General features: G+C 43.2%; 26 protein-coding genes and 1 riboswitch. Of the genes, 22 read left to right on the top strand and 4 right to left on the bottom strand.

Annotated features, from left to right (window positions below; translation table 11 throughout):
- Nucleotides 1-89: 89 nt before the first annotated feature.
- The gene (locus NST85_RS03255; protein ID WP_307397907.1) at nucleotides 90-3,230 is read left to right on the top strand and encodes a DEAD/DEAH box helicase; all 3,141 of its coding nucleotides are present in this window, start codon (nucleotides 90-92) and stop codon (nucleotides 3,228-3,230) included.
- Nucleotides 3,227-4,012 carry a hypothetical protein gene (locus NST85_RS03260; RefSeq protein WP_341188522.1) on the top strand — a complete coding sequence of 262 codons (786 nt, stop codon included), beginning with the start codon at nucleotides 3,227-3,229 and terminating at the stop codon, nucleotides 4,010-4,012. Before NST85_RS03255 ends, NST85_RS03260 begins: the two co-directional genes overlap by 4 nt.
- A 103-nt stretch (nucleotides 4,013-4,115) precedes the next feature.
- Here the strand turns inward: NST85_RS03260 and NST85_RS03265 are convergent, their stop codons facing one another.
- A complete protein-coding gene (locus NST85_RS03265) occupies nucleotides 4,116-4,799 on the bottom strand; it encodes a GTP pyrophosphokinase (RefSeq protein WP_246053949.1) in 684 nt (227 codons plus the stop codon).
- Between the two features lie 322 nt (nucleotides 4,800-5,121).
- Here NST85_RS03265 and NST85_RS03270 point away from each other — a divergent pair, with 322 nt between their 5' ends.
- Both NST85_RS03270 and NST85_RS03275 read left to right on the top strand, forming a co-directional pair.
- Complete coding sequence (locus NST85_RS03270; protein ID WP_341188523.1) at nucleotides 5,122-5,850, top strand: zinc ribbon domain-containing protein; 729 nt, start codon at nucleotides 5,122-5,124, stop codon at nucleotides 5,848-5,850.
- Nucleotides 5,851-6,004: 154 nt separating this feature from the next.
- Nucleotides 6,005-6,310: a hypothetical protein gene (locus NST85_RS03275; protein ID WP_127190056.1), complete on the top strand. Its 306-nt coding sequence runs from the start codon at nucleotides 6,005-6,007 to the stop codon at nucleotides 6,308-6,310.
- A gap of 29 nt (nucleotides 6,311-6,339) precedes the next feature.
- Here NST85_RS03275 and mscL read toward each other — a convergent pair whose 3' ends face one another.
- Nucleotides 6,340-6,837 carry a large conductance mechanosensitive channel protein MscL gene (gene mscL, locus NST85_RS03280; protein ID WP_341188524.1) on the bottom strand — a complete coding sequence of 166 codons (498 nt, stop codon included), beginning with the start codon at nucleotides 6,835-6,837 and terminating at the stop codon, nucleotides 6,340-6,342.
- Nucleotides 6,838-7,011: 174 nt separating this feature from the next.
- A riboswitch (purine riboswitch) is annotated at nucleotides 7,012-7,111 on the top strand.
- Between the two features lie 137 nt (nucleotides 7,112-7,248).
- On the opposite strand from mscL, the gene NST85_RS03285 reads away from it, so the two are divergent.
- Together NST85_RS03285 and NST85_RS03290 are read left to right on the top strand one after the other, a co-directional pair.
- A complete protein-coding gene (locus tag NST85_RS03285; RefSeq protein ID WP_341188525.1) occupies nucleotides 7,249-7,827 on the top strand; it encodes a xanthine phosphoribosyltransferase in 579 nt (192 codons plus the stop codon).
- Between the two features lie 65 nt (nucleotides 7,828-7,892).
- On the top strand, nucleotides 7,893-9,245 hold the full coding sequence (locus NST85_RS03290) for a nucleobase:cation symporter-2 family protein (protein ID WP_341188526.1): 1,353 nt from the start codon (nucleotides 7,893-7,895) through the stop codon (nucleotides 9,243-9,245).
- A gap of 7 nt (nucleotides 9,246-9,252) precedes the next feature.
- Here NST85_RS03290 and NST85_RS03295 read toward each other — a convergent pair whose 3' ends face one another.
- Both NST85_RS03295 and NST85_RS03300 read right to left on the bottom strand, forming a co-directional pair.
- The gene (locus NST85_RS03295; RefSeq protein ID WP_127190060.1) at nucleotides 9,253-9,591 is read right to left on the bottom strand and encodes a DUF4870 domain-containing protein; all 339 of its coding nucleotides are present in this window, start codon (nucleotides 9,589-9,591) and stop codon (nucleotides 9,253-9,255) included.
- Between the two features lie 108 nt (nucleotides 9,592-9,699).
- Nucleotides 9,700-10,848, bottom strand: a complete 1,149-nt coding sequence (locus NST85_RS03300; RefSeq protein ID WP_341188527.1) for an MGDG synthase family glycosyltransferase — start codon at nucleotides 10,846-10,848, stop codon at nucleotides 9,700-9,702.
- Nucleotides 10,849-11,215: 367 nt separating this feature from the next.
- Between NST85_RS03300 and NST85_RS03305 the strand changes: the two genes are divergently transcribed.
- The 16 genes from NST85_RS03305 to NST85_RS03380 all read left to right on the top strand — a co-directional run bounded on the left by NST85_RS03305 (nucleotide 11,216) and on the right by NST85_RS03380 (nucleotide 24,425).
- A complete protein-coding gene (locus NST85_RS03305) occupies nucleotides 11,216-11,404 on the top strand; it encodes a hypothetical protein (RefSeq protein ID WP_127190062.1) in 189 nt (62 codons plus the stop codon).
- A 161-nt stretch (nucleotides 11,405-11,565) separates the two neighbouring features.
- Nucleotides 11,566-12,315, top strand: coding sequence for a type I methionyl aminopeptidase (map, locus tag NST85_RS03310; protein WP_307397892.1), 750 nt, complete (start codon nucleotides 11,566-11,568; stop codon nucleotides 12,313-12,315).
- Nucleotides 12,316-12,389: 74 nt separating this feature from the next.
- Nucleotides 12,390-12,902, top strand: a complete 513-nt coding sequence (locus tag NST85_RS03315) for a GNAT family N-acetyltransferase (protein WP_341191062.1) — start codon at nucleotides 12,390-12,392, stop codon at nucleotides 12,900-12,902.
- Between the two features lie 414 nt (nucleotides 12,903-13,316).
- A complete protein-coding gene (gene coxB / locus NST85_RS03320) occupies nucleotides 13,317-14,375 on the top strand; it encodes a cytochrome c oxidase subunit II (protein ID WP_127190064.1) in 1,059 nt (352 codons plus the stop codon).
- 94 nt (nucleotides 14,376-14,469) lie between these two features.
- Nucleotides 14,470-16,320: a cytochrome c oxidase subunit I gene (ctaD, locus tag NST85_RS03325; protein WP_341191063.1), complete on the top strand. Its 1,851-nt coding sequence runs from the start codon at nucleotides 14,470-14,472 to the stop codon at nucleotides 16,318-16,320.
- A complete protein-coding gene (locus tag NST85_RS03330) occupies nucleotides 16,317-16,946 on the top strand; it encodes a cytochrome (ubi)quinol oxidase subunit III (RefSeq protein WP_341188528.1) in 630 nt (209 codons plus the stop codon). The genes ctaD and NST85_RS03330 overlap by 4 nt, the downstream gene beginning before the upstream one ends.
- 3 nt (nucleotides 16,947-16,949) lie before the next feature.
- Nucleotides 16,950-17,273 (top strand): cytochrome C oxidase subunit IV family protein, encoded by a 324-nt coding sequence (locus tag NST85_RS03335; protein ID WP_127190067.1) that lies wholly within the window; start codon nucleotides 16,950-16,952, stop codon nucleotides 17,271-17,273.
- A gap of 137 nt (nucleotides 17,274-17,410) precedes the next feature.
- On the top strand, nucleotides 17,411-18,340 hold the full coding sequence (ctaG, locus tag NST85_RS03340; protein ID WP_341188529.1) for a cytochrome c oxidase assembly factor CtaG: 930 nt from the start codon (nucleotides 17,411-17,413) through the stop codon (nucleotides 18,338-18,340).
- 18 nt (nucleotides 18,341-18,358) lie between these two features.
- Nucleotides 18,359-18,823 (top strand): DUF420 domain-containing protein, encoded by a 465-nt coding sequence (locus NST85_RS03345; RefSeq protein ID WP_341188530.1) that lies wholly within the window; start codon nucleotides 18,359-18,361, stop codon nucleotides 18,821-18,823.
- A gap of 306 nt (nucleotides 18,824-19,129) precedes the next feature.
- Nucleotides 19,130-19,849 (top strand): hypothetical protein, encoded by a 720-nt coding sequence (locus NST85_RS03350; protein WP_127190070.1) that lies wholly within the window; start codon nucleotides 19,130-19,132, stop codon nucleotides 19,847-19,849.
- 46 nt (nucleotides 19,850-19,895) lie between these two features.
- Nucleotides 19,896-20,306 carry a GntR family transcriptional regulator gene (locus NST85_RS03355; RefSeq protein ID WP_127190071.1) on the top strand — a complete coding sequence of 137 codons (411 nt, stop codon included), beginning with the start codon at nucleotides 19,896-19,898 and terminating at the stop codon, nucleotides 20,304-20,306.
- Entirely contained in the window at nucleotides 20,303-21,196 is an 894-nt protein-coding gene (locus NST85_RS03360; RefSeq protein ID WP_246053930.1) for an ATP-binding cassette domain-containing protein, read from the top strand. Before NST85_RS03355 ends, NST85_RS03360 begins: the two co-directional genes overlap by 4 nt.
- A 32-nt stretch (nucleotides 21,197-21,228) precedes the next feature.
- Nucleotides 21,229-22,134, top strand: a complete 906-nt coding sequence (locus NST85_RS03365; protein WP_127190072.1) for an ABC transporter ATP-binding protein — start codon at nucleotides 21,229-21,231, stop codon at nucleotides 22,132-22,134.
- A complete protein-coding gene (locus NST85_RS03370; RefSeq protein WP_127190073.1) occupies nucleotides 22,127-23,422 on the top strand; it encodes an ABC transporter permease in 1,296 nt (431 codons plus the stop codon). The genes NST85_RS03365 and NST85_RS03370 overlap by 8 nt, the downstream gene beginning before the upstream one ends.
- 56 nt (nucleotides 23,423-23,478) lie before the next feature.
- The gene (locus NST85_RS03375) at nucleotides 23,479-23,679 is read left to right on the top strand and encodes a hypothetical protein (protein ID WP_341188531.1); all 201 of its coding nucleotides are present in this window, start codon (nucleotides 23,479-23,481) and stop codon (nucleotides 23,677-23,679) included.
- 278 nt (nucleotides 23,680-23,957) lie between these two features.
- Nucleotides 23,958-24,425, top strand: a complete 468-nt coding sequence (locus NST85_RS03380; RefSeq protein ID WP_341188532.1) for an Hsp20/alpha crystallin family protein — start codon at nucleotides 23,958-23,960, stop codon at nucleotides 24,423-24,425.
- Nucleotides 24,426-24,461: the final 36 nt, after the last annotated feature.

Here is a 24,461-nt window from a genome sequence, read left to right on the forward strand (position 1 = left end):
TGCAGGATAATGTGGTATCGGTTTTATATGGTTTGATTTTCGTATAAAATGTAATTAAATGATGGAATCAGAAACGACGGGAGATCACCATGAATCAACGTCTTTATGGAATATGGCTCGGGGATGTGTTGTTTTGCTTCTCGGGTGAAATATCAGAGTCAAAAGTAGATACCTGGACGGCTTCGATCAGAGCGATTGAGCTTACTGAAGGGATCAGACCATTTCAGCAAGCTGCGCTAAGGCTTGCGGAGGTGCGATATCCTGTCTCTTCGGCGCGCAGAGCAGCGCGAAGTGGAGAGCGTAAGGGGTTAATCGGGCGAACTTTAGAGGGACTTGCACTGCCGGCTCCCGAGGCATGGTCTCTATTGCTTCATTGGGATGAATCACTTTTAGTGAAACAAGGAATCATTCCCGGAGTTGAGATGAACTACTGGAGTGTGGTTTCACAGTTTGCACTTGAGCTGATGTTACAGGGTAAAATTACCCCTGGAATGAGACCAGTGGCGAGGATAGGTGGTCGACGGCGGGGTGCGCAATCGTCACTACGTGCCGCATGGGGACCGCTACTAAGTAATGAGGAGGATGACGAAAAGTTCCGTCAATTGGCGGGCGCAATGCCTCCGATTTGTTTATCGGCGGTTCAACTTGTAGCTGCACAGGAGGAAAGTTCGCTTGAGCAGATGCAAATTTCAATCCTTTATTCATTCCTGACGGCGATAATTGATAACGAGACTCGCAAATCGGTTGGGGATCTTGGACGCAAGCTAAATCCTTCCAAAGCTGATTACCGCCGAGGTTATTCTCCGCTTCACGAATTGTGGTGGAATAGCCTACTTTCTCCTGGTCAGCCACCCGATATTCAAGGAAGTCTTGTAGAAATTTCTCAGTTGGCTGAGGATATCTCAGCTGCTGGCGGAGACCAGCCTCAGGTTACAGATGATGAGCAGGACGGACGGGGTGTAGGAACATTTCGTCTATGTCTACGTTTAGAACCTGCGGAGAATATAGATGGGCATTTATTGAATAGACCGGAAGGCGTTCCTGAATGGGTCCTAACATTCTGGGCTGAAGGGGTCGAAGACCCAGCGCTTCTGCTTCCGGCCGGGTTTATCTGGAGCTATCCGGAACGTGAGATGGAAGTCCGGGAGCGCATATATAAGGACATACAGGAAAACTTACTCCTTCGTCTCAAAAAGGCGTCAGAGTTATCTGCTGAAGTGTCGATTGCCATGGAATCGCAGCGCCCAGAGGGGGCAACCCTCGGACCTGAGGAGGTATATACCTTCTTGAGCAGATCGGTACCTTTACTGCGCAAGAACGGTGTTGCAGTGCAAATGCCTTCTCGGTGGACCAAAGAGGGGCGCCGTCAGGCTGGAGTTAAGATTAAGGCAGCCGGGTGGGATAGTGAGAACGAAGATGCTGGATTGCCGAAGTTTGGGGTGGACCAATTAGTCTCATTCCAGGCAGAAGCCGTTATCAACGGACATGAACTTACCCAAGAAGAACTAGTATTACTTTCAAACTCGAAATCTCCGCTTGTATTTTTTCGGGGTGAATGGATAGAGATTGATGTAAAAGAAATAAAGCAGGTCCTAAAGTTCATGAAGCGTCATGAGCAAGGAACGATGACATTCCGCGAACTAATGTATCTAACATCTGATAATGAAGATGATAATCGTTTGGACGGAATGTATGTCGAGCGAGTGGAATCAACGGGACTGCTCTCCATGCTGATGGACGGAGAAGCAATAAGAAGACCGGAGTATAAGCAGGTTCCGGCTTCGTTACAAGGCACACTGCGTCCTTATCAGGAGCGAGGTTATCAGTGGTTGTCAACTATGCGAAAACTGGGATTTGGCGCATTACTAGCGGACGATATGGGGCTCGGTAAGACGGTACAGGTGATCACGGTTCTACTGGATGGATTAGCAGAAGGGGCGGGTAAAAGCCTGATTATTTGTCCTACATCATTACTGGGAAACTGGGAGCGGGAACTTACCCGATTTGCCCCAGAATTGAGGTTGTACGTTCATCACGGTAGTGATCGACTCCACGGAGACCGTTTTCTTGAGGCATGTGAGAATCGGGATGTTGTATTGACCACGTATCAGTTGGCGGGTAGAGATGCGAAAGAGCTACGTGATGTGAAGTGGGATACTATTGTGCTTGATGAGGCGCAGTATATTAAGAACTTCGGTACGAAACAGGCCCAAAGCGTAATGAAGCTTGCAGCCCCTCATCGGATTGCCATGACGGGTACTCCAGTGGAGAACAGACTGAGTGAGTTGTGGTCTATTTTCCAATTTCTCAATCCGGGTTATTTAGGATCACATGCCTCTTTCCGGTCACGTTACACTGGAACGGGTGGGAACCAGAGTGCAGAACTAGGCAAGCTTCGTAAATTGGTAGCCCCATTCCTTCTTCGCCGCCTCAAGAGTGATCCTGATATCCGTAAGGACCTTCCGGAGAAGATTGAGCTTAAGTCGTACTGTACACTGACACCAGAGCAGGCAAGGATGTATCAAACTGTGACGGAGGAATTGATGTCTCAGATCGGAACTAGAGACGGTATTGCTCGCAAAGGTTTGGTATTGACTTCCCTTACGCGACTCAAGCAGATTTGCGATCATCCTCTGCTTGCAGTAGGTAGGACGAATGCAGGGGACATTGCTGACCGATCAGGTAAAATGGAGCGATTAACTGAGCTACTCGATTTGATTATGGATAATGGCGAAGCATCGTTGATTTTCACTCAGTATGTGCATATGGGCGAATTATTGAAGGAACGGTTAGCTCAAAGATATGGCGTAGCCCCTTTCTTCTTGCATGGTGGCGTACTTAAGAGTGAACGAGATCAAATGGTTCAAGCGTTTCAAGAAGGTAATGGCTCGCCTTTATTTGTACTATCCCTTAAAGCGGGGGGAGTTGGGTTAAATCTGACTAGGGCTAATCATGTTGTTCATTATGATCGTTGGTGGAACCCTGCTGTTGAGAATCAAGCAACAGACCGAGTGTTCAGGATTGGACAGAATAAGAATGTAGAGGTTCATAAGTTGATCTGCCAGGGAACCCTTGAAGAACGAATCGATGAACTGATTGAACGCAAGAAGTCTCTATCTGAACAGGTCGTGGGTTCTGGTGAGCAGTGGTTGACGGAAATGTCGAATGAGGAACTACGAAACTTGGTTGCTCTACAAGCGGGAAGTATTGGGGAGGAGGATGGAAGATGAGTGGAGCAAATGCGAACCACAGTAACCATCATATGGAATTTCTCCCGGAAGGGATACAAATTGATATATCGGCTAGTGATAACAATAAAGAGTTGAAATATTCAATTATGCTCCCTATACCTCCACTGGATAAAGAATTCGAAGCATCGTTGGTGCAACGCTTGCAAGATCAACCACTAAAATTGGCAGCATTGCTCGAAGTTGGGGCCAGTGGTATTGTGGATCTCCTGCCTCGTAGATTACCTTGGGGTTTGATTACAACAGGAGGGGAGATGCCTAGCGGCGGGAAATGCTCCTGCGGTGAGTTAAGCTGTAACCATAAAATTGAAGCATTGAAGTATGCCGATAACATGTGGGAGAAACAGCCTGATCTACGACTGAGAATGCTTGGATTAACCCGGGAAGGCTTATTAGCTGCTGTGCTCGATAATTGGGCAGCTATAGAACCATTAGAAAATGCTGAAGAAGCACTGCTTCGATATGTTGGTACTCATCCTGAGGAGCAAAGTCGCGCACAAGGGAGTGGACCAAACATCGCTGAATGGCTCGCGGAAGTGGCTGAAATGGGGAGATTGCATCAGCCGGGCCCACAGTTTCATGACGTGCAGATCCATCTTGATCCTGTGGATGAGTCCCAGGGTCCAGTAGCATCACCGGTGCCTTGGAAGCAGTTGCTTCCCCATGTTTTCTCTGCTTCGAAAGGATACTCCCTTATTTCATCTGGGGTCATGCAGCGTGCGGAGAAACTCGCCGCTTCGCTGCGCAAGCTGCCTCAAGAATAACGGGAATTAAATACACATAACAAATGGCAGGTTCAGGATATCCCTGGGCCTGCCAATTTGTCGTAGCCATATTTATGATGTTGATACGAATAAGCACGAGAAACTAAGGTGAAACGATGGAGTTGCCGGGATTATTTCCCTCAAGTGAGCCCATAATTTCTTTGCGCAAGCCATGCATCTTCTTATCAAGTGCATCTGCTGCGAGGGCAGCTTCTGTTAATTCCTTCACGATATGTGGGGGGACCTGCTTCTCGAACTTGTAGAACAGAATATGTTCCATGCTGGCCCAGAAATCCATGGCTAATGTACGCATTTGAATTTCAATTTTCATCCATCGCTGCCCTTCGAACAACGTGAGTGGAACGGCGACGATGAGATGCAGACTTTGGTATCCATTAGGTTTGGGATTTTCGATATAATCCTTGATTTCGAGGATGGTAAGATCCTCTCTTTTACGGAGATGGTCCAGAAGACTATATATATCTTTAACAAAGGAGAAGACGATTCTCATTCCGGCGATATCATGGATTTTATTAACCATATTGTCGACCGTCATTTCAAGCCCCTTACGTTCTAGTTTATCCAGAATACTCTTAGGTTCCTTAATGCGTGTTTTGATGTGTTCAATAGGACTATAACCGTTATGAATTTTCCATTCGGTTTGAATGAGTTTGATTTTGTTCTTCAATTCATCTAAGGCGAGCTGATATAGAGTCGGAAGCTTTCTCCATTCCTCCAACCTACGTAACTCATTGTCACCAAATTCTAAGTGGTATAATTCTTTCAGGTTTAACTGACCGAGCAGTGTATCTTTGCCATATATATTAGATGTACTCAGATTGATCTACTCCTAATAATAAATTTCCTTCTTTATTGTACCTTGAATAGCTCGCTTAAATCAAAAGGAAACATGAATATGCAAGATCAACAGGTAATCTAGTGAAAACTTATCATTTGAAGGCAATTTACCGAAATTAAAAGGAGAAATCAATGAGTACGAGTTAAATGGTGCGGTATTTAGGTTTGGCTGTAATTTTCACCAATGCGTCAAATCTGGTATGATAATTAACAACTTCAAAGAATTGCTCGGATAGGAGAGGAGTAGATTTATGAAATTTTTACAACGAATTAAAGATGGTGCGGGAAAAGTGACCGATCGTGCGCAGAATGTGGTGGAAATCGGGAGGTTAAACACGCAAATTTCAAATATTGAACGTGAAATGGGACTGTACTTTCAGAAGATGGGCGAAGTGTTCTATGAGGGTTACAGGATTAAGAACATGTCTCTAGCGGAGAAAGAAATGGTTGAACTCGCTAAAACTTGTGATCTGCTGATAGAGGAACGGGATGATATTCGTGCTAAAATCGCCGAGTTAAAAAATGAACATTTGTGCAGTGCATGCGGTAAAACCGTTGCGGAGGATGCTTTGTTCTGCCATTTTTGTGGACATAAGCTGCAGAAATCAAAGGTGCAGGATGCAGGAATGGCTACGGAATCTACGGTTGAACATAACGAGGTAACAAGAGATACTGTTCCTGAGGATGATGATTTCCTCACTCCACTCTTGGAAGAATTGAGAATTTCGGAAGAGGAGAAACAGCCGGTAGATCCTGTAGCAGACGCACGCTACCTTCGTGATTTGGAACGAGAGCGCCAGCGTCAAGAGGAATTGGATTTGCGCATACGTACATGGAATGAAAATGTGGAAAAGGGAGACTCTGCTTCCGCACCCGTTGAATCAACCGTGAGCATTAACACGGTCAGTTGTCAGATTTGTACAACTTCACTCGTAAAAGGAACTAAATGGTGTCCACATTGTGGGGCAGAACAGATTTAAGGTGCGAATAAGCAGTAACCGAGGAATTGTTCACCGAGTTGTAATAAGTAGCCTCTCCAAACGGGAAGATGTTCCGTAGTATTAGGTAGGATGTTGTGCTTTCTGTCTAAGTGGGGAATATTATTACTAACTGTGAACTAGGAGTGTGACTATAGTGGAATGTATCGTTTATTTTGACGTGATGCATGGTGATGTGGTGAAGGAATTAAGAGGTCTTATTTTTCTTGATGAAGGTAAAGCACCGACGGAGAAAGACTATCTGTTGATGTTTGAAGATATGGGCTACAAGCTTCGGCTTGAAGACCCTAATGATCTGGTGTTCAAGCCGACTGAGCCGAGTGCAGACCTTCGTCAAATTCGGATCCGTAGAGTGGATACAGGTGAGAAGAACTATAAGGAAGACAAGGAATTGAGATCGGTTGTTTCAGGGTTGTTACCCAATGAATCGAGACCTATCTAAAGTTCTGAGTTCTTGAACATAGGATAAGATTACTGTCCCCTAATTTGTTCAGGCTCATTAAGCATCGAAGTACAATGAGAACATCTAGTAGCCTTAACCGGAATTTCAGAGTAGCAGTAAGGGCATTCCTTCAGCGTACTTTGAGGTTCCGGTTTTTCTTGTTCCTGCTTGTCTCTTCTTAAGAAATTAATACCTTTAACAAGAAAGAAAATACATAAAGCGACAATGAAGAAATCGATCATAGTATTGATAAATTGACCATAAGCGATGACTGCAGCTCCGACTTCTTTGGCTTGAGCTAATGATACGACATCTGCCCCACTAGGTAGTTTCTTGTCGCCATCCAAATTGATAAATAGATCGGTAAAATTAACGCCACCGAGTATCTTCCCGATGGGAGGCATCAGGATATCATTGACGACAGAGGTCACGATTTTTCCGAATGCACCTCCAATAATAACCCCGACTGCAAGGTCAATGACATTCCCCCGCATAGCAAATTCTTTAAACTCTTTGGCAATTCCCATCAGATAGGCTCCTTTCAACTTCTTCTAATCTTCGATTGTATTATACTGTAAAAGGATACTTTTTTGTCAAAAGTAAATGTATATCCTTTGCAAAGTTTTCATGAAATCCACGAAATACCTCTTTATTTCCGTTCATACTTTGGGTATACTTCTAACATTGCATGAAAGATTCGACAATATTTTCATAGCTTTTCTCGTATATATGCAGGAATTGGCCGCATGTTTCTACCTGATCGCCGGAAATGATCAGACTACGAGGAAGAACCCTAACACGACAAATGTCGCGTTATTTCCTGACGTTTTCTTGTCAGTTATGGTGAATTCTTCCATTGTAGTCCGTTTCCTTATTGTTGGGGGAGATGGACTTTTTTTATACTTACAAAGCTAGATAACATAAGGAGGAGCAAAGAAATGAAACTACTTAAAGAAAAAGTGATGGCAGAAGGTATTGTATTGGGCGAGCAAGTTTTGAAAGTGGATTCCTTTCTGAATCATCAAATGGATCCTATGCTTATGAAAGAAGTTGGGAGTGAATTTGTTCGACGTTTTGCAGGAGAGGGAATTACGAAGATACTGACGATTGAGTCTTCGGGAATCGCCCCGGCCATTATGACTGCATTGGAACTTGGTGTACCGATGATTTTTGCACGCAAGAACAAATCCCTTACTTTGAAGGAAGATATCTACGTTGAGTCAGTATACTCCTTTACGAAGAGAGAGACGAATGAAATAACAGTCTCGAAGAAGTTCTTGAACGCAGATGACCGTGTGTTAATCATAGATGATTTCCTGGCTAACGGAGAAGCGGCTTTCGGACTTGCACGAATCGTTGAACAGGTTGGAGCAAGCGTGGTAGGTATCGGAATTGTTATTGAGAAGTCATTCCAACCTGGTTCTAAGCTACTGAAAGAAGCTGGATACCGTGTAGATTCACTCGTGCGTATCGCCTCACTGGAGAATGGGACAGTTACATTTGTAGAGGGTGAATAAGCGGGGGCTATAGATAGATATGTGCCAACATTAGTAGAGTTGATTTGGGGAGGAACTATTTTATTATGGAACGCGAGAAAATATTTCAAAGAAACAGACATCCATTTAAGACATTTTCGTTAGGACTACAACATGTGCTAGCCATGTATGCAGGAGCGGTTATTGTTCCGCTAATTGTGGGGAATGCGCTTGATTTCACGCTTGAGCAATTAACTTATTTAATCGCAATTGATCTTCTCGCTTGTGGGATCGCGACGTTGTTACAGGTGTTTGGTAATCGCTTCTTTGGAATTGGGTTGCCTGTTATGCTCGGATGTGCTTTTCAAGCCGTATCGCCCATGATTGCGATCGGCTTGGAGGATGGGATGGGAGTATCCGCTATCTATGGAGCTATTATCGCATCAGGGCTATTCGTCTTCTTGTTCTCAGGTGTGTTTGGAAAGTTGATCGCGTTCTTCCCTCCGGTGGTGACAGGTTCCGTTGTGACCATTATTGGGGTCACTCTGATTCCGGTTGCTTTAAAGGATCTTGGGGGTGGAGATATCACGAAACCTGATTTTGGGAGTCCGATGAACTTGATCCTCGGCTTTGGAGTTCTGATCTTTATTATCTTGATGAACCGTTTTACAAAAGGGTTTCTCCGTTCCATCTCCGTTCTGCTTGGTTTGATCGCTGGTACTATCGTGGCTGGATTAGCTCACACAGTAGATTTCACACCGCTGAAGGAAGCGGGTTGGTTTCATATGGTGCAACCGTTCTATTTTGGGAAGCCAACGTTTCACGCTTCAGCCATTCTGACGATGATCCTTGTGGCTATTGTTAGTGTAGCGGAATCGACTGGTGTATTCATGGCACTTGGCAAAATCGTAGGTAAAGACATTACTTCCAAAGATTTAGCGCGGGGCTATCGTGCGGAAGGTTTGGCTATTATGTTAGGCGGAATATTCAATTCATTTCCCTACACTACGTATTCTCAAAACGTTGGACTTGTCCAGATGAGTCGTGTTAAAACACGAGATGTTATTTTCGTAGCAGGTAGCTTGCTCGTTCTTATCGGTTTTGTACCTAAGATCGCAGCATTGACACAATTAGTACCCACCTCTGTTCTGGGAGGGGCGATGATCGCTTTGTTTGGTCTCGTTCTCTCTTCAGGAATTCGAATGCTGGGAGATCAGGTGGATCTTAACCGACATGAGAACCTACTTATCATCGCATGCTCCGTTGGAATGGGGCTAGGTGTAACAGTAGTTCCGGAAGTGTTTGCGCAACTGCCGGACAAACTACGGATTCTCGTTGATAATGGTATTGTTGCAGGTAGTTTCACTGCTATTATTCTCAATCTGTTATTTAATGGGCTTCGTGGTAATCAACGCAATACGGTTGCGGTTGAACCCGGCGAAGAGGGGGAGGTAGCTTAACCTCCAATTACATCCGGTGTAACTGTCTCTCAGCAAGTTCGCCGAATAAGGGGAGTTTGAGCCATTTACCTTGTAAACAGGCGACCATTAACACTAACCAAAGGACCAATCCTATTAGGGTTAACAACAGACCTACTATGGTGCCAATAAGAGGGAGAAATCCTATGAGCGCATGTCCAATCATGAGAGTACCGAACAACATGATCGATTGTAAGGCATGAAATAGGACAAAACGACTCCTTCTCTCTACAACTAGAAAAATAACGCCTCCAACAAAGGCAAATAAGTAACACAGAAATCCAGCTAGATTCTCATAAATACCGGTAGATGATTTGAAAGGGGACATGGCAATTACCTTCTTTCTAGGGGCAGATGAAGGAGGGAGGTGGTTATCCACCTCTTCCTGTCTCATTATCCAGTGTATGACGAGCTGTATCATGACAGAACCATTCACTCACTTGGTAGCCGAAAAGGCGGAAGCTCCTGCGGGAGTAAACCACTGTTCCAAAATATCGTTCACAATGACCTCCGTAGCCTCCGGCTTGCGGAGGTTTTCTATTTCTATTTGCAAGTTGGTAATCATGTCTTCATTATCCCAGAGAGCTTCAATTTGTTCTGTTAATTGCTTAGCGTTATATGCAATGTTGGCAATGCCTTTACGCTTCAGATAAAGTGCGTTATTGAGCTCTTGCCCTGGAACAGGCCGATAAAGGAAGAGTGGAAGGCGGCTGACGAGTGCTTCAGATAATGTGATGCCTCCAGGTTTAGTAATGATACAATCACTAACTCCCATCATTTGGGCTACTTCGTTTACATAGCCATATAAATGTATGTCAGGGCAACCTTCAAACATATTGTGGAGCCCGCGAAATAATTCTTGATTCCGTCCACAAACAACTAGAACTTGGTGTCTTTGACTTGAGATTAATGATTTGCAGATATCACGAAGGCCTTGCACGACGCCATAGGCCCCGGCCATTAGTAGAACGGTTTTCTTGGTAGGGTCTAGCTTATTTAGTAAATCAGAATGGGGTGTGGTTGGTTTGCCGAAATCATAACCTAGCGGTATCCCGCTTGCGACGATACGATCACTCGAAATACCACGTTCGATAATTTCAATTTTTAAATCCTCGGTTGCGACATAATAACGATCAACATTGGGATGTACCCATCTCCCATGAAGATCGAAGTCTGTTACCACATTTACTAATGGCAGTGTTAAACCGGTTTTCTTCGTTAACTTGGGCATAGCTAACTGTGGGAAAGTATGAATAATGAGATCGGGCTCTTCCTTAGCGATGATTTCCTTCAGCATCCGCATGCCCATTGAATTAATCATCCGTAGGATCGAAGTATCCGGTCGCATATCTTTGGTGATGTTGTAGACCCATCCATATACGGAAGGTAGGGTTTTGAAACTTTGAATATACACAAACTTGGTTAACTCATTGAGAAATGGGTGGGCTTCCGCCATTAAATCTAAACTAATAACATTCTGTATTCCCCTAGTATGAAAGCATGCTTCAATGGCTTTGGTGGCTTGATAATGTCCATCACCATAACTAGCGTACAATATCATAATTTTGGGCGTTTTTAAATTCATGAGCGGTATCCCTCCAGTTTCAATTCTCATATATGATGTGTAAGTGTCTCAGAGTATAAACAAAAAAATATGCCCTAAAAAAATGTGTGTTTGGAAGAAAGCTGAAACGTTAATCTGAATATGATACAATGTAAAGGATAGGAGGTTGTTTCCAACATATTGCGATGACCGTAAGAGCCAGCTTTAGGCGCAAGTACATGTGCCTAACTTGATTTAGCGGGAATTTCTTCGGGTATGTCCAGTCTCAAATGCCTGTCGAAAAGGCGGAATTGCAATTCCCACAACTTCATGAATGAACTTACAGTCAAACTTTTCGGCGTTCTCAAAATCGGAGCATTAACCACAAGCGTTCTGGGAGGGAATTAGTATGGCAACGAAAGGTCATAATGAAGTCAAGGAGAGTCTGCGGGAAATGACCCGAATATTTAAGCCGAAAGATCCGAAAAAGTTTGTTAGGGATTATGTTCGGAAATACCGTATTATGGGCGGTTATGAAGAGGAATTGACACACCTCGTGGAGCATGAATTGGGTAAAATGGACTCATCCGTTTCCTAATACATACCCTGGGATCGGAATAATGGTACCTATTTAATGAGATATGTCCTTACTACCGTTCTGGCGTCTAACGCTAGGTACGGTTTTTTTTTACCCTGCTAACATATAGTATATCAATGCTTATTTAACGCAGTGTAAAGCCTGTGAAGGGAGATATAAATATGAAGGTGAGCTTGAAATCAAAAGAGGATATTGCCGGGATTCGGGCGGCCGGAAGTATCCTGGGAGATTGCCATAAGGAAATAGCGAAGCGAATCGGTCCAGGGATTTCGACGCTAGAGATCGATAATTGGGTGGAAAAATTTCTAGCCCAAAGAGATGCCACACCTGAACAGAAGGGATACAGAGGGTATCCGTATGCAACCTGTGCATCTGTGAATGAAGTGGTTTGTCATGGGTTCCCGACAGATCAAAAGCTGAATCATGGAGATATTGTCACGATTGATATTGTAGTAAATAAGAATGGTTGGTTGGCAGATTCAGGTTGGTCATACCGAATTGGTGAGGTCAGCTCAGAAGCCGATCGCATACTAAAAGTTACTGAGCGAGCTTTATATGCCGGGATTGCCGAGGCGATGCCTGGGAAGAAGATTGGTGATATAGGTTTTGCTATAGGTAAAGTTGCAAAAGAAGCAAAAGTCGGAGTAGTAAAGCCGTTGATCGGACATGGGATTGGTCGAAATATGCATGAGCCACCGGATGTACCGAATTTTGGACGTGCTCGCACAGGTATGGTACTACAAGCTGGAATGGTGATTACGATCGAGCCTATTTTTACAATTGGAGATACGGGTGCAATACTATGGGATGATGATGGTTGGGGGATTCGGTCCGCTGATGGTAGCTTGGGTGCTCACTATGAACATACATTGGCAATAACCGAAGACGGGCCTATTATATTAACGACATAAAAAGTACACTTAACTCTAATGATACAAACATTATATGAAGCACTAGCTCAAGAAAGAGAGAACCTACAATGAAGATGATTGACGATAAACAATTCGATGAGATTTATGAAATAATGGAAGGTTCATTTCCTGAATCTGAAATCAGAACTTATGCCAGGCAACGTGCGCTGTTATCGAATCCGAACTATCGACTGATTACGGAAACGGATGCAGATGGGAAAATCATTGCTTTCCTAGCTAGCTGGGAGTTTTCAACTTTCGGTTTTGTAGAACACTTTGCTGTGAGTCCCTTATTACGTGGAAGTGGCCTAGGGGCTAAATTGCTGAGTCAATATATTGAGCAGTCCCAGATTCCAATCCGATTGGAAGTAGAATTGCCTGAGAGTGATTTCGCAAAGCGGAGGATTGGATTCTATGAACGGTGCGGATTTCATCTTAACTCATACGATTATGTTCAGCCCCCTCTAAGAGAAGGTCAGGCTGATTTGCCGCTCAACATTATGAGTTATCCAGATCCACTCACGGAAGCAGAATTTTTCCATTTTAGAGAAACAGTATATACCGAGGTTTACAAAAGGCTGAAATAAGATGGTAGGTTAGCTGCTCAGGACATTAATTGTCACATATTAACAACGCGAAAAAAGAGCCCAGCTCTTTTTTTTTGCCTACACGGAAATAAAGTTAACCAAATTGTCAAAATTGGGACAAGGCGAGGAACAGGGATGTGAGGCGCTTGGATTGAGGTAATTAACTAAAAGTTTACAGTTGTTAAAAAGCTAGAAAACGCTAACAAACATTGAAGTAATGCGTTTATTCGACAACTATAGCACAGTGAAAACTACCCACCAAACATTGACAAAAGATGGGTTCAATCATATATTTAATGGGTGATTGTTATAATTGACAAGATACTATTATTAGTGATAGAGCAGATTGAGAGCGAGTCTAGGTATGTAAATAATGTAAATGATCGGAAGAAAACGCAAAAGTGGGGTTGATCAATGATGAAACGTTGGAAGGCTATAAGACGGCTTGGGCCTTTGCTGATTGGGCTTACTTTATTGTTGTCTGCTTGTGGCCGTGAGGATTTGTCGACGCTCAGACCGCAGGGGTCGGTGGCAGAGGGACAATATGGCTTAATGAAGTTGTCCATTGGGATCATGATTTTCGTGATGGTGGTTGTATTTGGTATCGCAGCGTATGTATGGGTTAAGTTCCGGCGCAAGCCAGGGCAGAATGAAATTCCGGAGCAAGTTGAAGGGAATTTCAAGTTGGAGGTTATTTGGACGGCAATTCCAATTATACTCGTCTTGATTCTGGCCGTGCCTACGATTCAGAAGGTGTTCGCGTTTGGAGAAGATTATTCTGCCGATAAGAACGCAATAAAGGTAAAGGTTACTTCGCACTTGTTCTGGTGGGAATTCACTTATCCGGATTACGGGATTACAACTGCGCAGGATTTAATCATCCCTACGAATAAGAAGATTGCGCTTGAGCTTAAGACAGCGGATGTTCTTCACTCTTTCTGGGTTCCATCTCTCGCAGGTAAAACGGATACAAATACAGATGGTACGATTAATAAAACGTGGATTGAAACATCAAAAGAGGGAGTATACCTCGGTAAGTGCGCAGAACTTTGTGGGCCTTCACATGCTTTTATGGAGTTCAAAGTTAAATCGGTAAGTCAGGATTCCTTTGACAAATGGGTAGTCTCAATGAAGGAACCGGTCCAAACCATTGAAGATCCGGCGGTGGCAGAAGTATTTAAGAGCCAATGCTTGTCATGTCATGCTGTGGGTGAGCAAGGTGGTTCAGCTGGGCCTAACCTAACGGGCATCGGAAGTCGGGAATCGATCGCTAGCATTTTGCTGAATGCAGAAGGCAGTGGCAATACGGTAGATGGCAAGCCGGTTAAGGATAATTTAGTAGAATGGCTAACGGATCCTCAACTTGTAAAACCGGGTAATAAGATGCCCTCACCGAAAGAAGATCTTGGGCTTACGGATGCTGAAATTAAAGCGATAGCTGAGTATTTAGCGGATAGCAAAGTTTCATATTGATCTTTGGTGCTTCATGCGACATAGATCCACTCGGAAATTAAAGGGGGAACAAACCTTGGCTCATGCTCATAGTGTCAAGCGGCACAAGGGTTTGATGGACTGGTTAACAACCGTCGATCATAAGAAAATCGCTATCCTGTACTTATGGGCTGGAGGCTTCTTCTTCGGCATTGGTGGGATTGAAGCGCTATTAATCCGTGTTCAGCTTGCGAAGCCGATGAATGATTTTGTATCGGCTCAGCAATTTAATGAATTGATAACAATGCACGGTACGACCATGATCTTTCTTGGAGTTATGCCGGTTATCTTTGCACTAATGAACGCCGTTATCCCGCTTCAGATTGGGGCACGCGATGTAGCGTTTCCATTCTTGAATTCTTTGGGATTCTGGACGTTTTTGTTCGGTGGTTTGTTGCTTAATTTGAGTTGGATTATGGGTGGGGCACCTGATGCAGGTTGGACGTCGTACACTCCGTTGTCTTCCGCAACCTACAGTTTGACGCACGGTATCGATTTCTACACGATTGGCCTGCAGATAGCGGGTTTAGGTACACTAATCGGAGGGATTAACTTCCTGGCGACGATCATTACTATGCGTGCACCGGGCATGTCCTTTATGCGGATGCCAATGTTCACATGGACATCGTTCATTACGTCAGCGATGATCCTATTCGCCTTTCCTGCTATTACGGTAGGATTGGTGTTACTTACGTTTGACCGGATTCTTGGTGCAAATTTCTTCGACGTGTCGAAGGGTGGAAACCCGGTACTCTGGCAGCATATATTCTGGATCTTTGGGCATCCAGAAGTTTATATTCTGATTCTTCCGGCTTTTGGAGTTATTTCTGAAGTCATCAGTACCTTCTCGCGCAAGCGGTTGTTTGGTTACAGTTCCATGGTATTTGCTACAATTTTGATCGCCTTTTTAGGCTTCATGGTGTGGGCGCATCATATGTTTACGACAGGTCTAGGCCCTGTAGCCAATGCATTGTTCTCTATTTCAACGATGTTGATTGCGGTCCCTACAGGAATCAAGATCTTTAACTGGTTGTTCACCATGTGGGGTGGGCAAATCCGTTTTACAGTACCTAATCTATTTGCCGCTGGGTTTATCCCGACGTTCGTAATGGGTGGGGTAACCGGTGTTATGTTGGCTTCTGCACCAGCTGATTATCAGTACCACGATACATATTTCGTTGTGGCGCATTTTCACTACGTAATTGTCGGGGGCCTTGTTCTGGGCTTATTCGCTGGACTTCATTACTGGTGGCCTAAGATGTTTGGACGGATGCTAAGTGAGAAATTAGGTAAGTGGGAGTTCTGGACGTTTATTATTGGGTTTCATCTAACTTTCTTCGTTCAGCATTTCCTTGGGTTGATTGGGATGCAACGTCGGGTCTTCACTTATTTGCCGAATCAAGGCTTTGACCTTATGAATTTAGTCAGTACGATAGGTGCGTTCTTAATGGGCGTAGGTGTGATTATTTTCTTAGTTAACGCAGTTATCACGGCTCGTCAGCCTATAGGGGTAGCGAATGATCCGTGGGAAGACGGACGGACATTGGAATGGAGTATCCCATCTCCACCGCCAGAATACAATTTCAAGCAAATCCCACTCGTTCGTGGTCTTGATGCTTTCTGGAAGGAAAAGACGGCGGGTCATAAAGAGATGACTCCAGCGGAACCAGTAGGGCCAATTCATATGCCTTCTGCGACGATTCTTCCGTTTTTGATGTCACTAGGTATTTTTATTGCCGGACTTGGATTCATGTTTACAAGTGATGACTTTGGGAATAACTTCTTGAACTTCATCTTTAACAACTATATTGTGACCGGGATCGGTCTTGCTATTACCTTCGGATCCATGCTGTGGCGTTCGCTCTTTGATGATCATGGGTGGCATATTGAACAGGATGAACTGAACGAGAAGGGGGTCAAGGCATGACGACACCACATGCGCCAAAGGCTACAGGAGCGCTTCCTCATGAGCCGGATAAAGCGACGCTCGAAGGGCGCAACAAGATTCTAGCCTTTTGGTTATTTCTCGGCGGTGAGGCTGTGTTGTTCGGTACCCTATTCGCTACTTTTCTAACACTGAGAAATCAAGTGGCGGATGGTCCTTCAGCTAGTGAACTGTTCAGTTTACCGATGACTGCTGCGGCTACGTTTATCTTGTTAGTCAGTAGCTTAACGAGTGTATTCGCTATTCAAGCGATGCACCGGGGCAATAAGGAGTCGCTAATGGGCTGGCTAAGCGTAACGGTATTGCTGGGGCTTGCGTTCCTCATATTGGAGATTTATGAATTTTCGGTATATATGATTCATGATGATTACAGTATGACGACTAGTGCTTTCAGTTCTGCGTTCTATACGCTTGTTGGATTCCACGGGGCACACGTGTTATTCGGGATTCTATGGATCGGTATTCTGATTGGACAGTTGTTAAAGAAGGGGCTTACGGTCGTAACGGCTCCTAAAATATATGTATCCGCGATGTATTGGCATTTCATCGATGTGGTATGGGTATTCATCTTCACAGTTGTCTATCTACTCGGGAAGGCGGGGGTATAGAGGATGGAAGACCAGGATAAACATGTTGATTCGGTGATAAAGCGGCGTCACCGCCAAGAAGGACCGCAGAAACATGTAATTGCTTTTATATTCTCTATTGTATTGACTCTCATAGCGTTTGCGGCCGTTGCGGCTGGGGGCGTCAATATCGCATTTACAGTGGTTATACTTCTGGTCATGGCAGTGTTGCAGGTGCTCGTGCAGCTGGGGTACTGGATGCATTTGAAGGATAAGGGGCATATGATCCCGATTATCTTTATGGCTGGGGGATTTTTTGTAGCCGGTACAGCAATTATTACGGCGCTTTACTGGATGTGGTGGTCTTAGAGAGGTTGGTCCAAAAGTCATCTTTGGATCATGAAGTATATGAAGAGGTGGGCTTGCTTATAAGCCCCCTCTTTTGTATATTCAGCAGGTAGTTCACAATTTGGACAGATTTAAGTGCGATGGAAGGAGGTTTTGTCATGCTGGGTTTAGAATATTTCAACTTTGAACAAGTGTGGAATCTGGTATATTTAGCGGTAATGTTGCTGATCCTTGCCGGGTACTTCTTGCTTGTGGGCCCGTTAAGTGAGAAAATTGGAGAAGGACAATCTGTATCTGTAGGTAGGAAAGTATTGTTCGTGACAGGGATGATGTTGCTCTACTTGGCACAGGGAGGACCTATCGATCTGCTGGGCCACATGATGTTTAGTTTTCATATGCTCAGTATGGCCTTATCCTATTTGATCGCTCCACCGCTCTTGATGCTGGGTATTCCTCTCTGGGCTTGGCGTGCTATAATACAGTTTCTCGCTAAAAGTCCACTGCGGCGTTTAAAGTTTTTAGTTAAGCCCATCGTGGCTGCTGTACTTTTCAATGGGTTGTTCTCGTTCTATCACATTCCGGTGATTCATGATTATGTCATGCTGAACTTTGGAATTCACCGAGTATATTACCTCATTTTGTTCATTACTTCGGGGTTCATGTGGTGGACGCTTGTTAACCCACTGCCAGAGGCGGCAGAGGCGCAAGGTCTGAAGAAAATGGGATACATCTTCCTCAACATGGTACTGTTAACGCCGGCTTGCGGCTTGATTATTTTTGCAGGTGAGCCGCTATACGCAACTTATAATGATCCAGTAGTGTGGGTGAAGGCCATGGGATATTGTATACCGGGTGATACTACGTATCTACTTAGCCAGTTTGGTGGTCCACAGTTTTTTGGATATTTGGAGCCTGCAATCGATCAACAGGTCGGCGGAATTCTCATGAAATTTCTTCAGGAGATCATATTTGCCTCAATGCTGGCTTATGTGTTCTATCAATGGTACAGGCAGGAGAACCGGGAGGGTGACGATGAGGATATTGTGTCCGCACCTATATCGGAGTTACCTTCTGGGAAGCTTAATTAAATCATTAGGAGGATTGAAATGGATTTATACACATTGTTCCCGACAATCAGTACTGCATTTATCGTAATCAGCGCTGTGTTGGTTGGGATTGGTTGGGGACTCATTATCAATGGTAAAAGGGAAGCGCATAAGAAAACGATGATTGCTGCAGCGATTGCTGCAATACTCTTCTTCATAATTTACTCGTCACGGACGGTATTTATCGGAAATACGTCATGGGGTGGCCCGGATAATTTGAAGGGCTATTATCAGACATTTCTTATTTTCCATATCATACTGGCGACCGTTGCTGCTGTATTTGGTCTGACTACGCTTGTGCTCGGCTTTAAGGAAAAGTATGCAAAACATCGTAAATTGGGAAGAATAACGGCAGTCATTTGGTTCTTTACGGCGATTACCGGTGTAGCAGTATACGTGCTGCTATATATCTTATATCCGGGTGGACATACCCAAGCAGTATGGAAAGTAATCTGGGGATACTGATTCAATCTATAGAGTGAACATAAATAAAGGCTGTTGAGATGATCTCAACAGTCTTTTCTGCGTTTTATAGCATGAAAGCACGCTGTGAGAACGTTTTACTGCCACTAGACCGTCTTTGTGGCAATGATTAATTGGAACAGATAGCAATTGATTATAAACATCTCCCTCGACAGATGGAGTTTTATTTGTTTATTTTTGTAAAAAGTATTGACGACGAAAAAAGCACAGTATATACTGTGTATAAAGATATAAACACCAGCACACTGAAAGATATAAGTGAACTAAAGAAGAGAAAGGTTGATTCACTTGGATACATGGAAAAACGCTTGGTTTATTTTCAAAAAGGATTTACGCATGGATCGATTACATCTGATAGGTAATATTATTTTTATGATTTATATAGGAATTTCGATAAGTACGATGATAGAATTTCGGAATGAAACAGAGAGAGTATTACAACCATTTTCCGACTTTATGATGTTACTTGTCATTCCATTAACCGGTTTTTTCTTCTCGAGACGTTCTTTTAGTTATATAAAAGAGGATTGTTATACCGGAATGCTTCACTACTATCGGGCACTTCCCATTGCAATTGGAACGATTATGAAGGCAAGGATCATTCAGTTAGTAACGGCATTAATATTTAATGGGATTATCTTTTATCCGCTCTTGTACATCATGTCAAACGAACTACGGGATAACCTGAATATAGGTCAGTATATCGTTTTTATATTAACTTGGAATGGGTTCGCGTTACTTATGAATGGTGCTTATATCTATTTTGAGCTCCTCAAGAAAGGGCGCACCTACTTCTGGATGACAACCAGTGTGGTGTTGTCCGTAGCTGTGATAACTGTTGTTTTGAGAGTGGTCAATACGAACCTGGTTATGCTTACTGTAGATTATACAAGTCGCTTTTCGTTTCTATCTCCACTTATGTGGGGATCGTTAATCATAGGGTGTGCTGGATTTACCGTATTGTTAAAGGCAACCGAGCGCAAATTAGCTATACGAGATTTAAAGTAAGGTTGGGGGTCCCATATGATTGCTAAGGTGGAGGTGAGGTAGAAAGGTGTGGATTCCTATTCAGATTAATGAGAGTAGCCCAGAGCCGTTGTATCATCAGATAGAAACGCAATTAAGATCGTTGATTGTCAGCGGACAGATAGATGAAGGAACCCTACTTCCCTCTATAAGAGAATTTGCTGGAAGCTTGAGTTGCAGTGTTATTACAGTCCGCAGAGTATATCAGGATTTGGAGAGCGAAGGACTACTTCGGACAAAACAGGGGACCGGGACATTTGTTGCTAAAGTTGGAGCAGGCGAAAGAGATGAATACCGAAGAGTAGCTGTACAGGAAGCTCTAGAATCGGCGGTTGAAGTCGGTAAATCAGTTCAATATGGCAAAGAAGAACTTAAAGAATTATTTCTGAAAATTTTAAATAAGAAATATCTTGAGAACGAAGGAAGTGATCCTAAGTGACGGAGCAGTTGGCTTTAGAGTTTCGAGGGGCTGTGAAACGCGGACTAAGGAAAGTAATCGGACCGATAGATATGCAGATCCCAGTAGGATATATCGTAGCGTTAGTTGGTCCCAATGGGTCTGGTAAGAGCACAATCCTTCAAATGTTAATGCAAATAACCACATTGGATGCAGGGGAAATTAAATGGTTTGGTGAAACGAGTACAGGCATTCTGCCAACAGAACTGAAACAGGGAATTGCGTATGTACCTGAGGGACCGGTCACTGAAGAAAACTTCATGACAGTTGAAGAAGCAGCGGGTTTCCGAGCACATTGGTATCCGTCATGGGATCATAATCGGTTTGAAGAGTTGGTGGCTCGATTTAATGTCCCTCGGAAAGAGCGTCTAAACCGGATGTCTAAAGGAGAACGTCGTAAATTTGAGATCGCCGCTGCGCTTGCGATACGTCCCAAACTACTACTGCTTGATGAACCTTCTTCTGGACTTGATCCCTTTGCTTGGAAGGACATGATCGATGAACTTCGGAGTTGTATGGATGGGGAGGATTTGACGATCGTCTTATCTACACATATCGTTGACGAAGTGAAACGACTTGCTGATTATATTGTTCTAGTTCATCAGGGTCAAACGTTAGGTATGTTCGAGAAAGATATGCTCTATGGTAGCTTTAAAGAGATTTGGGTTCGAGGGGAGCTTGCAGGAATTGAAAAGTTCGCAGAGGTCATTTCGTGTCAAGACGATGGTCCATCCACAAAGAAGTTAATCGTTAGGGATAGGCAGGATGATTGGAGTGCTTCACATCTCAAAGAACTGCAGATCATTAAGAGTCGAAGTCTTGAATTGGAAGAGATTTTAGACCTTTGGATAAAAGGACATAGACCTCAATAATAAATTAAACTAAGAGAAGAGGGTGTAACAGAATGGCAAATGCATTACTTTTAGAGAAGGTTGTTAAGCAATTTGGCGACAAGACAGCGGTAAATGAAATATCACTACAAGTTGAGAAAGGCGAAATATATGGCCTGTTAGGAGCTAATGGTGCTGGGAAAACGACAACAATGCGTATGGTCCTTGGACTAATTTACCCAGATAGTGGTCGTATTATGTATCATGGTAAGCCCTATGGTAAGGAGCTTCAACATTTGATCGGGTATTTGCCGGAAGAACGGGGACTGTATCCCAAGGTAAAAGTGAGTGATCAGATCAAATACTTGGCCAGATTACGCGGCATGTCAACTTCTGATGCAGATAAGAGTCTTCGTTATTGGCTCGATCGTTTTGAGGTGCCAGAGTATTATGATAAGAAAATTGAGGAATTGTCCAAAGGGAATCAACAGAAAATGGGCTTTGTCGCCGCGGTTGTACATAAACCGGATATTCTTATTTTGGATGAAGCTTTTAGTGGACTTGATCCTGTGAATGTAGAATTGCTAAAGGCTACGGTTTTGGAGTTGCGTGATGCAGGGACCAGTATTTTGTTCTCTACGCACCGGATGGAACATGTAGAAGAGTTGTGTCGTAACATTACGATACTGGATCGATCGAAGACGGTATTGCAAGGTAACCTACGTGAGATCAAGAAACGTTATCCTAGAGAAGAAGTCATTCTTCACACGACGGGAGAAGTAACCGGACTAGAGCAGTTGGAGGGTGTTAAGAAGGTCGAGCGACAAGAACGGGGATACAGAATTTCAATTTCTGATGTTGCTGCGGCAAAAGCTATATTGCGTAAAGCAATGGAAGAGAGCGATGTTGAACACTTCGAAATAAAGGAACCAACGCTTAATCAAATTTTCATTAAAGAGGTAGGTGAGTCGAATGAATAGATTAGGAACGGTCATCGGCTTTACATTTTTGAATAAGGTTAGAGCAAAATCTTTTGTCATTACAACGGTGATTCTAGCTTTACTTGTTTCAATCGGTCTTAACGTACCTTATTTTATAGAAAAGTTTACAGGTGAAGATAGTGAATCGGTAGCAAAGATTGGTCTCGTATACGGAAATCAACCAGAAATCGCTGAATCTTTGAAGGTCTATACGGATAAGCAATCTAATAACAAGTACTCTTTCGTAGAATATCAAGTGGCGGATGAGGCAGTGTTGAAGCAGGATATTAAAGACAAGAAGATTGATGGTTATCTGGACTTCAGTCAAGATACAAATGGGGCATTTCCTGAAGTAAGCTTTACCTCTAACAAAGAGAGTATGGATGTTAGTCTTCAGACGTCTTTGCAAGCTGCATTACAAAGTGTAAAGACTCAATATATTACTAAAGGTTCACTTACTGCAGAGCAGGTAGCTGAGATTAATATGCCAGTACAAATTGCGACATTTAAGGCACTTCCAGATGCGGCATCGGGTGAAAATGGTGAGTCAGCATCAGGCTCGAAGAGCATAGCGATCATTAACTATGTTATCGTATATGTCCTCATATTCCTCTTCTTTTTCTCTAATATGATGACGGGAAATATGATTGCTGCAGAGGTAACGGCAGAGAAGAGCTCACGTGTTATGGAGATTCTGATAACTAGTGTATCACCACTCACTCAAATGTTTGGGAAAATCGTGGGTATGTTCTTGATAGGAATATTGCAGATAGCAATCTTCGCTGCAGTTGTGGTTGTGAATGTTTCGTTGCCACACAATGCACCTCTGTTAGCGGATTTCGATCTTGATTTATCACAAATTAACTTGCAGGTGGTTATTTTAGGCTTCATCTTCTATATCCTAGGTTACTTCCTCTATGCTACCTTGTTTGCTGCTATCGGTTCACTCGTGAGTCGGACAGAAGATTTGGGGCAGGCGATTATGCCAATCACGATGCTATCTTTGGCGACATTCTATATCGGGATTTTCAGCTTGTCAGCTCCTAACTCGATGCTGCTAAAGGTGTGTACCTATATTCCGTTTATATCTCCCGTGTCTATGCTCGTACGAATCGGACTTGGAGAAATTGCAACATGGGAAATCGCGCTGTCGCTCGCAATCCTCGTTATATCGATTGTGCTCTTCGGATGGTTATCCGCTAAGATTTACCGTACGGGCGTACTGCTCTATGGGAAGCGTCCATCATTCAAAGAACTACGTAAAGCAATGAAGGCTTATAAAATTTAAGGTTATTGTTGAATTGATAAATGAAACAAAAAAATAAACTTTAGGAGGTTAGTTAAATGAAAAATAAATATAAAATGCCACACTCTGGTTTGTACCTAATTGCGATTGCGTTCATGGCAGTCTACTTTGGTAATAAACGCTTCGACTGGGGATTTCCTGAATTTCTACAGGGCGCCATACTTGGTTGTGCGATTGTTCTGATGCTAGTATATATAAATAAGATGGGGAAAATTATTAGGGCTAAGAAAAATGCATAGTAGTAATAGAACGATGTGATAAGAAATTCATAATTAGATGAAGCCCGATGAACCATGTCGGGCTTTTTTTTGTTATTTCAGAAGAGGCACTTTGATTAAAGGTCAAATAAGGTCAAATAATTAAAAAAATATCATTTAATGTGAAAAAATAGTCCAAAACGGCAGATTTCGGATTCATACCGGCCTAAATCGACTTTGTTTTAACTCAGAAAGGAGACTATAATTAAGTCATAAGGTCAAAGAAAGTCAAAGTCAGATTTTTGAGAGGAGAATGTGAAATGTTTGATTTAGTTCCTTTTAACAGACGTAGAGATGATGCTTTTGGTGTACTGACTAAATCGTTGAATGAAGTGTTCAATGATGATTTCTTTGCACCGATCAAAAGTTCTACAATGTCCTTCAGAACGGATATCCGTGAAAGTGAGCAAACATATCTGATCGAAGCTGAGCTTCCTGGTTTTAAGAAAGAAGAAATCGACATTGACTTCGCCAATCCGTATTTGACGATCAAAGCTGTACGCAAAGAAGATAATCTTGAAGAGAATGAGAATCATCAGGTTATTCGTAGAGAACGTCGATTTGGCGAATATGTTCGGAGATTCTACTTGCAAGATATAGAAGAAGAAAGTATCAGAGCTTCGTTAAAAGACGGCATGCTCACGCTTATGGTTCCGAAGCAGCAAAAAGTACAAAGTAAACGTATCGAAATTCAAGATGGAGATTCCACAGGAACGCAGGCTGAATAAGGACAAATTAGATTAAGATTATCAATTTTTAATAAA

Origin of the sequence: Paenibacillus sp. FSL K6-2524 (genome assembly GCF_038005525.1) — a bacterium.
GTDB lineage: Bacteria > Bacillota > Bacilli > Paenibacillales > Paenibacillaceae > Fontibacillus > Fontibacillus anaericanus.